Source organism: Elstera sp., assembly GCF_044372965.1.
In the GTDB taxonomy this organism is placed as follows: Bacteria; Pseudomonadota; Alphaproteobacteria; order Elsterales; family Elsteraceae; genus Elstera.
Genome location: NZ_JBILQX010000166.1, coordinates 1 through 8,047, shown reverse-complemented (window position 1 = coordinate 8,047; position 8,047 = coordinate 1). Strand labels below are relative to the sequence as shown.

Below are 8,047 nucleotides of genomic sequence, written 5' to 3'. Positions count from 1 at the left end.
CAGAAGCGCTTCATGGCTGGTGAAAACATCGGTCTCGCGGATCTGCGGCGAGGTATCCGACGTCAGCCCACAGGCTTCCATAAAGGCCAGGCATTCGCCGATCCGGTCGGCCAAAGCCTGATATTTTTCCCCTGCAGGCGAGCGCGCAACGAACCCCAGCGTCCAGCCGTGGACACGATGCAGATCGGCATAGCCCCCTTGGGCGAAGGCGCGGATCAGGTTCAGCGTGGCGGCCGACTGGCTATAGGCTTGCAACTGGCGCTTCGGATCGGGAATCCGGGCCTCTTCGGTGAATTCGATACCATTCACCACATCGCCCCGATAGGAGGGGAGCACGATGCCATCGCGCGTTTCGGTATCTTCCGAACGCGGCTTAGCGAACTGGCCCGCAAGCCGCCCGACTTTCACCACCGGCATGGCCGACCCGAAAGTCAGAATAACCGCCATTTGCAGCAGCACGCGGAAGGTATCGCGGATGTTATCGGGATGGAACTCGGCAAAGCTTTCGGCGCAATCGCCGCCCTGGAGCAGAAATGCCTTCCCGTCGGCGACTTTAGCAAGCTGAGCCTGCAAACGGCGCGCTTCCCCGGCAAAAACCAAGGGCGGATAATTGCGCAGCGTGCTTTCGACCGAGGCCACTTCGGCGGCATCCGGGTAGGTCGGCATTTGCTTCACCGGCTTGGCGCGCCAGCTTTCGGGGGTCCATTTCCCGCTCATTGTCCCTTTTCCTTACGTCCGTTTCCCTCTGATTCGCCAGAGTGGTCGTTCAGAATACAGGTTTCCGATAGGAACGGAAATTCAAACTTTGCAGTCCTGCCAATGGTTTCGGCTGTAATCAGTGACGCGGCTCTCCCTGTCTTAACGATTTGTCATACCGCCGCAAGCCCTGCGAGAGCTACCAGCTTTTATAGTGGTGCCAATCAGCATGTTGGGGAGGGCATCATGGGGAAAATAGTCGCGGTTTTGGTTTTGGGGCTACTCGTTGCGGGCTGCGTGGTGCGCGATGGGCCGTACCGGTCCCATTATTCGCCCGGCCCGGTCTATGTCGAGCGCGCCCCCGCCCATCGCCATTATTACCGACCACCGCCGCCGCACTATCGGCACGGGCCGCCGCGCTCCCGTTATCATCACCATTGATCCGGACGCGACTGCCGGCGCGTCTGATGTTTCATTTTACCGGACCCAGGGGAATATTATGACCCGAGTGATGATAGTCTTCGCCGCCCTCGCGCTACTGGCGGGCTGTGCCCCTCTTGGGCAGGGGGGGTATTATAGCGGATACAGTCGATCTTCGTCGTATTCGGAGCCCTATCGCCCCTTCGATTCGCGGCGGTATGAGCCATCCCATCGCCACACGCGCCGTCCGTCTTCGCCGCCGCCAGCCGTCACTCCCCGTCCCGTGGTGACGCCGCCCCCGAGTGTCCCGCGTCCGGCGGTAACGCCACCCCCTCCCCAGAACGGGCAAGCTCGGCACGCGCCGGGATGGAAGGACGAGTTCAAGCCAAATTGATCCCACCGCGCCGCCTTAACAATTTGTCATACGGCGGCCAGCGTCCGGATACGTCTGAGGGCTTAAGATCAGTGTCATGTTGTTGTGCTGGAGGAAATTATGTCGCTACGTTTGTCTCTCTTGGCCGTTCTAGTGCTGCTGTCCGGCTGTGTGACGGGCGGGGCGACCTATGCGCATGATCGCTATTATTATGATCCGCCGCCGCGCCCACGCTATTATTATCCGCCGCCCCCGCCGCCGGTTTACTATCGTCCGGCCCCGGAGTATCGCCCCGTGATTATTTACCGCGAGCGGCCTTACCATAATCGCCGCGACTGGCGGGAGCATCGCCGGGACCGTTGGGATGACCGCCGGGATGATCGCCGCTGGTAGTCATAGGGAACACGCAGGGCGGTGAAGGGATCGAACCCGGCCTTGACGATCTGTTGACGCCTCAGTCTTTTGCGGTGCTGACCGTCAGCCGATATCGGAAACGTCGGGCTTCGGCCCTGGAGATACGGCATTCAATCGGAAGCCCCGCCGCATTGCGGGCGGTGCGCTCGATGCTGATAAGCGGATCGTGCTTTTCTAGGCCGAGCAAATCCGCATCGATTGCGTCAGCATCAACGATAGCGAGTTCTTCCTCGATCGAGAAAACCACCTGTCCGCACAGGTGTTCGTAGGCGGGGTAAAGAAGCGGGCCGATGTCTTCCGGTGTATGCTTCATAAGATTGGCGAAGAGATCGACCGGCACATAAATATCCTCAAGCAATCGTCGGGCATTCTCCCAGTGCCGATGCCGAACAAGGTGAATAACCTCGGCGTCGGCGGGCAGGGCAAGCTTCGTTGATAGGGCGGGGGGCGGCTTGACGATCGTGCGCGAGACAATCTTGCTCTCCGGCTCGGCCATCGAGCCGGAGGCATCCCGAAACAGAAAAAAGCGCATCATCGCGTGGTCAAATTTCGGCCGACGGACAAAGGTGCCATGTCCGTGGCGGCGTTCGATCAAGCCCTCGTCGGCGAGCGCCTCAAAGGCCCGGCGAACCGTTCCTAGGGCAATTTGGTAGAGGCGCGTTAGTTCCGCTTCCGCAGGCAGAGCATCGCCGGGTTTCAAGGCTCCGGCGACGATCTGTGATTTGAGCGTTTGGCAAAGCCGCCGATAGATCGGCAGATTCTTGTCGCCCTCAAGCGGGGGGGCTTCCTGGGAAATAACGCTCTCAAGCTGACGCTGGCGGTCCATAGTCGTAATATTCTACTCAGTCGGGTGTGATTTTGCCATCCCGAATGAGCATACCGGTTACAGCCCGCTGCTCGGCAATGAAGCTAACGGCCCCGTCGCGGCCGCCGCTAACCAGGCCGCCGCCGAGATCGGTAATACGCTGTTTTAACTCGGGATTCTGGAGCGCTTTCCCCAGCGCATCCGCCAATTTCGCAACCACGTCATTCGGGGTTCCAGCCGGAACGAACATACCGTTCCACTCATACACGGCAGCGCTTGATATACCGAATTCGGTCATGGCTGGAACATCCGGCAAAGCGGCAATCCTTTTTCCATCCGCGACGGCGAGCGCCCGGAGTTTGCCGCTTTTGATGTGCGACAGGCTGGAGGCAGCATTCGCAAAAAACACGGGAATATGGCCGCCCATAACGTCATTCATGGCCGGACCGCCCCCTTTATAGGGGACGTGCACCATCTCCGTTTGGGTTTGGCGGGTGAACGCCGCACCGGCAAGATGTTGCGCGGAGCCGGTTCCGGACGACGCATAGCTTATGCTGTTTGGCGAGGCTTTGGCTGCGGCAACCAAGTCCAGGACCGATTTAGCTTCATAGGTGGGCGTGACGACGATCACATGGGGAAAGGCGGCGAGGACGCCAACAGGGATGAAGGCCTTCTCCGCATCATAGGGCAAGCGCGGATACAGCGCCTGATTGATGACGAAAGACGCCGCATCGACCATCACCGTGTACCCATCGGGCTTCGCATTCGCAACAAAAGTGGCCCCAAGCTGCCCTGCGGCCCCGCCCTTGTTTTCCACTACGATGGATTGCCCTAACGTCTCGCCCATCTTTGGTGCGATCAGGCGCGCCATCAAATCCGCCCCGCCCCCTGGCGGGTAGGTGACGATCAAGGTGATCGGCTTTGTCGGAAACTCCTGGGCGAAAACCTCGGCGGCTCCCGATACCGCGAGCGCAAGCGTCGCTGCTGCGACCGCTATCCTTTTCATGTGACCGTCTCCCCTCTTTCGTTTGGCCACTTGCGTTGATGTGACCTGATATTTATAGATATAGTCCTATAGATGTCTTGCTGAATTGGCAAGCCGAATCCCCCAATCCGGATTGCGCTTTATGACGCCGCTCATCGATACCCATGTTCATCTCTTCGACCGTCAATACGGGCTTGCATCGAAGCGGCGGTATGATTTGGATTACGACGCACTCCCGGCGCACCTCCGCCGCGAAATGGCCCTTGCGGGCGTATCGGCGGCGGTGATCGTTCAGCCGAGTTTCCTCGGCACCGATAATTCTTATCTTCTTCAGGTAATCGCCGAGAGTGACGGCAGGTTTTCGGGCATTGCGGTTGTTGAGCCGAACATATCGGGCCAAGAGCTTGCGCGGCTCAAAGCGGCCGGAATTATTGGCCTTAGGCTCAACTGTATCGGCGAGAGGGCCCCCAATCTCGCCGTTGCGCCCTATTCATTTCTCGTTGGGGAACTCGCGCGCCTGGGCATGATCTTGCAGATTCAGGCCGAAGGGGAACAATGGTGTGCGCTTGAAAAATCCTTGGTCGCGTGTCCGGCGACACTTGTGATCGATCACTTCGGGCGCACCCCTCCGGGCGACGTAAGCGGGGGGTTTGAAAGCCTGCTGCGGGTGGCGGCGCAGTCGAGCCGCATTTGCTTTAAGTTCTCAGCGCCTTACCGACTAAAGACGGGAGCCGCAGTACATTGCGCGCGCGCGATTCTCGATACTGTGCCCATCGACCGAATCCTGTGGGGGAGCGACTGGCCCGCAACGCAATTCGAAGGCTGCCATACCTATCAAGACACGCTGGCATGGCTTGAAGAATGGGTCCCCCGACCCGATGACCGGCAGAAGGTTCTTTGGCAAAACCCGATCAACCTATTGGGCGTTCCAGGGGCAGCGAGTCTCGCTCGGTGATTATTTACTGCGACCGGCGGCAGGATCGTCGCTGGTAGCGCCTTTGCTGCGGCAGCGGTCGGAGCAATAGCGCACCTGCTCCCAATCCCGTTCCCATTTTTTGCGCCAGGCGAAGGGGCGCTGACAGGCCACACAAATCTTACTCGGCAGGGTTAGCTTCTTATGGGCCATGGGCTTAGAAGCTGAATCCGAGGGCCTTGAGGCGGGGAATGGCATCAGCCGCGCCGACCCAATGGATTGTCTCGATCCCCAAAGCCCGCGCGGCGGCAACATTGGCGGGATTATCGTCCAGAAATACCAGCTCTTCCGGCTTCCGGTCGATGGCTGCGAAGAGATGGTGGAAAATAGCCGGGTCGGGCTTCACCAAATGGACTTCACCTGACAGAACGATATGCCGGAACCGCTCGAAGACCGGGAATTTAACCCGCGTCCGCCCAAAAAACTCCGCCGACCAGTTGGAGAGACCATAAAGCGTGTGGCCCGCCGCATGCAGGCTTTCAACCAGGGCAATCCCATCGGCGAGGCCGCCGCCGATCATCTCGTCCCAGCGGGCATAATAGGCGCGAATGAGCGCGTCATAGGCTGGGAAGCGGCGGGCGTGATCGTCGACAATTGCCTGATGCGGCTCGCCTAAATCGAAGCGCTCGTTAAAACGCATATCGCAAATCTCCGTTAGGAAATATGCGCGCTCGGTTGCGTCGGGGATAAGCTTGCGGAAGAGATATTCCCGGTCCCAATCCACCAACACGCCGCCGAAATCGAAAAGGATCGTCGTTGGGCGCATCGGGCTCGGGCTCCGGAAAATTGGTGCCGGCTGCAGGATTTGAACCCGCGACCTTCGGTTTACAAAACCGCTGCACTACCACTGTGCTAAGCCGGCGCTTGGCGAAGGCCGAAAAACGAGCCCCCGAAAAACGAGCCCTTTGTAATCGCACCGTTTGCGCCGGTCAACACCCTCAAGGCTCGGCCCAGAGCCGCAGCAGATTGGTTAAGGATTTCGACATAAGATCGAACTCCCGGCTTTTGCCCTCACGGGCGAAGAGCGTCCTGCGGGCGGTGTCGAGATCGAACAGGATTTCCCGCTGCCCTGGATCGCGGATCAAGCTTTGAATCCAAGTGACGGCAACAAGGCGGACGCCGCCCGTGACCGGCGTGACCTGATGCAGGCTGGTCGCGGGATAGAGCACGGCGGCCCCGGCAGGCAGCTTATAGCTCTGTTCGCCGCCGGGATGATCGATGGAAAGTTCGCCGCCGTCATAAGTTTCGGGCTCCGACAGAAACAGCGTCAGCGCCAGATCGGTGCGCAAAGGCGGCTCGCCCATCAGCGCATCGTCCACATGGGGGCCGTAGGTCATGCCTGGCTCATAGCGCGCGAACAGCATTGGGTGCAGGCGGCGCGGGCGGGCGGCCAGCGCAAAGACGGGATGGGCGCGTAAAGCCGCCTCGATTTCCGCTGCGAGCGGGGCTAAGGCCGGGTCTTCGGCTTGCTGATTCGCCTTCACTCCCGCCGCATTCCATCCAGCGGTCGCTTTACCGTCGATGAACCGCGCCCGGCCCAGGGCCGCAGCGATTGCGGCGAGCCGCTCGGGCGGCAGAATTTCCCCAAGACAAAGCTGCATCCTGTCAAACCTTCCAGTGCGAATAATTCGCAGTTTCCTTGCGAATGCGTCGCGTTCGTGTTTATGCTTCCCGCCTGTTTTAAGCAAGCGTCGGCCTGTCGCGGGCCGAAGGGGGCACGGGGATTATGCAGGGTAAAACGAAACTTTGGGTCGGCATCGGCGCGTTTTTGGTGGCGAGCACCGCAGGGGAGCGCGTGTTGACCGATCCGGCATCGGTTCTCCTATCCCCGCTCCCGGCAGTGCTTGCGGCCGGGGCTGCGGGCGGTGAAGGGGGCGAGGGCGGTGGTGAAGGCGGCGGGCGTCCCGCCACCTATAAACTTGGCTCCACCGATGCGAGTGCTTTCAATTTCGATGCCTCGGCACAAGTGAGCGGCTATATCGCCCATGTTTTCAATAGCTATACCAACGCCCATCAGGCCGCGCAGCGGCTGCAAGCCGCGATTGATCGGTTTTTGAAATCCCCAACGGCCATGACCCTCGCCGACGCCCGCAACGCCTGGGTTTCGGCGCGCGTGCCCTATTTGAAGACCGAGACTTTCCGCTTTTACGACGGCCCTATCGACCTGAAATCCCCCCAGGGCGACGAGGAAGGGCCGGAAGGCCATATCAACGCCTGGCCGCTGAACGAGGCCTTTATCGACGGCGTGAAGGGCAACCCGAAAGCTGGCCTCGTCAACGACCGGAAAGTGCCCGTGACCCGCGCCGCGATTCTGGAGCGCGATCAGGTGTCGGACGAAGCCGATGTCACGACCGGCTGGCACGCGATTGAATTCCTGCTCTGGGGTCAGGATCTCTCGGCAACCGGGCCGGGGGATCGGAAAGCCTCGGATTACGCCCCCGGCAAGGGCAATAACGACCGCCGCCGGGCCTATCTTAAGATTGTCACCGATATGCTGGTTGATGATCTCGGCGGGCTCGCCAAAGCCTGGGACCCGGCGGGAAAAGACAATTATGCCTCCTTCTTCAAAGCGCTGGACGCGCGGGAAGCTTTGGGGCGGATGTTTGCGGGCATGGCCTCGTTGTCGGGCTACGAGCTTATGTCGGAACGGCTCGCCGTGGCGCTCGATTCGGGCGATCAGGAAGACGAGCATTCCTGCTTCTCCGATACGACGTGGCAGGATTTTCTGTTCGATATTCGCGGCATCCGCGAAGTCTATAGCGGCGGCGCGGCAACCCCGGCGGGCGCGAGCCTGCAAGCTTTGGTCGCCCAACGTGCGCCGGAGATTAACAATCAGGTTCTTGCGGCATTGGCCGCCGTTGAAGCCGACGCTGAAGCCCTGCCGCGCCCCTTCGACCGGGAAGTTCTGGCCTCGCCCAAGGGGAGCGCCGGACGCAACGCGGCAGAAAAGCTGGTGAAGGATCTTACCACCTTGGCCGCCAAACTTCAGGATGCCGGGGCTGCGGTTGGCGTTCTGGTGATCGTGCCCACCGCAACGAAAGCCGAGTAACCTTCATGTCTCAGAAAAGCTGGGGACCCATCGGCCCAGCCCTGATGCTGGTGGGAGCGCTGCTGACGGCGCCCCCTCTTCACGCCGAAGAAACCTCCCTCGGCCCCGACCTTGCGGGCACCACGGGCCGGACGATTGCAACGAAAATGGCCTTCACCCTGCCGATGGCGGGCCTCTCCGCCGAGCGCCAGCGCGAGTTCTTTTTTGGCAATCGGCTGTTCAACACCAATTGGGTGGCTGCACCCTCCTCGACGGTGACGTTCGACGGGCTCGGCCCCACCTTCAACCGGGTCTCCTGCTCGGCCTGCCATCTGCGCGACGGGCGCGGTCAG

At 60.6% G+C, this 8,047-nt stretch carries 11 protein-coding genes and 1 tRNA gene; 5 read left to right on the top strand and 7 right to left on the bottom strand.

Going from position 1 to position 8,047, the window contains the following annotated elements; all coding sequences use genetic code 11:
- Positions 1-717 (bottom strand): 3-deoxy-7-phosphoheptulonate synthase (locus ACIQ36_RS16310; RefSeq protein WP_395831238.1); only part of this gene is annotated, 717 nt, incomplete at its 3' end.
- A gap of 225 nt (positions 718-942) precedes the next feature.
- Between ACIQ36_RS16310 and ACIQ36_RS16305 the strand changes: the two genes are divergently transcribed.
- Both ACIQ36_RS16305 and ACIQ36_RS16300 read left to right on the top strand, forming a co-directional pair.
- Positions 943-1,137 (top strand): hypothetical protein, encoded by a 195-nt coding sequence (locus tag ACIQ36_RS16305; RefSeq protein ID WP_395831236.1) that lies wholly within the window; start codon positions 943-945, stop codon positions 1,135-1,137.
- A gap of 472 nt (positions 1,138-1,609) precedes the next feature.
- A complete protein-coding gene (locus ACIQ36_RS16300; RefSeq protein ID WP_395831234.1) occupies positions 1,610-1,882 on the top strand; it encodes a hypothetical protein in 273 nt (90 codons plus the stop codon).
- Positions 1,883-1,943: 61 nt separating this feature from the next.
- Here the strand turns inward: ACIQ36_RS16300 and ACIQ36_RS16295 are convergent, their stop codons facing one another.
- Together ACIQ36_RS16295 and ACIQ36_RS16290 are read right to left on the bottom strand one after the other, a co-directional pair.
- Positions 1,944-2,729, bottom strand: a complete 786-nt coding sequence (locus tag ACIQ36_RS16295; RefSeq protein ID WP_395831232.1) for a GntR family transcriptional regulator — start codon at positions 2,727-2,729, stop codon at positions 1,944-1,946.
- Between the two features lie 16 nt (positions 2,730-2,745).
- Complete coding sequence (locus ACIQ36_RS16290; protein ID WP_395831230.1) at positions 2,746-3,714, bottom strand: Bug family tripartite tricarboxylate transporter substrate binding protein; 969 nt, start codon at positions 3,712-3,714, stop codon at positions 2,746-2,748.
- Between the two features lie 121 nt (positions 3,715-3,835).
- Between ACIQ36_RS16290 and ACIQ36_RS16285 the strand changes: the two genes are divergently transcribed.
- On the top strand, positions 3,836-4,648 hold the full coding sequence (locus ACIQ36_RS16285; RefSeq protein WP_395831228.1) for an amidohydrolase family protein: 813 nt from the start codon (positions 3,836-3,838) through the stop codon (positions 4,646-4,648).
- Here the strand turns inward: ACIQ36_RS16285 and ACIQ36_RS16280 are convergent, their stop codons facing one another.
- From ACIQ36_RS16280 to ACIQ36_RS16265, 4 genes are all read right to left on the bottom strand, one after another.
- Complete coding sequence (locus ACIQ36_RS16280) at positions 4,649-4,819, bottom strand: DUF2256 domain-containing protein (protein ID WP_395831226.1); 171 nt, start codon at positions 4,817-4,819, stop codon at positions 4,649-4,651. It lies immediately after the preceding gene.
- Between the two features lie 4 nt (positions 4,820-4,823).
- Positions 4,824-5,432 (bottom strand): HAD family hydrolase, encoded by a 609-nt coding sequence (locus tag ACIQ36_RS16275; protein WP_395831224.1) that lies wholly within the window; start codon positions 5,430-5,432, stop codon positions 4,824-4,826.
- Positions 5,433-5,453: 21 nt separating this feature from the next.
- Positions 5,454-5,528 (bottom strand) — tRNA-Thr (locus ACIQ36_RS16270).
- 76 nt (positions 5,529-5,604) lie between these two features.
- Complete coding sequence (locus ACIQ36_RS16265) at positions 5,605-6,267, bottom strand: Fe2+-dependent dioxygenase (protein ID WP_395831222.1); 663 nt, start codon at positions 6,265-6,267, stop codon at positions 5,605-5,607.
- Between the two features lie 125 nt (positions 6,268-6,392).
- On the opposite strand from ACIQ36_RS16265, the gene ACIQ36_RS16260 reads away from it, so the two are divergent.
- Together ACIQ36_RS16260 and ACIQ36_RS16255 are read left to right on the top strand one after the other, a co-directional pair.
- On the top strand, positions 6,393-7,715 hold the full coding sequence (locus ACIQ36_RS16260; protein ID WP_395831220.1) for an imelysin family protein: 1,323 nt from the start codon (positions 6,393-6,395) through the stop codon (positions 7,713-7,715).
- Positions 7,716-7,720: 5 nt separating this feature from the next.
- Positions 7,721-8,047: di-heme oxidoredictase family protein (locus tag ACIQ36_RS16255; RefSeq protein WP_395831218.1), on the top strand; the 327-nt coding region annotated here is incomplete at its 3' end.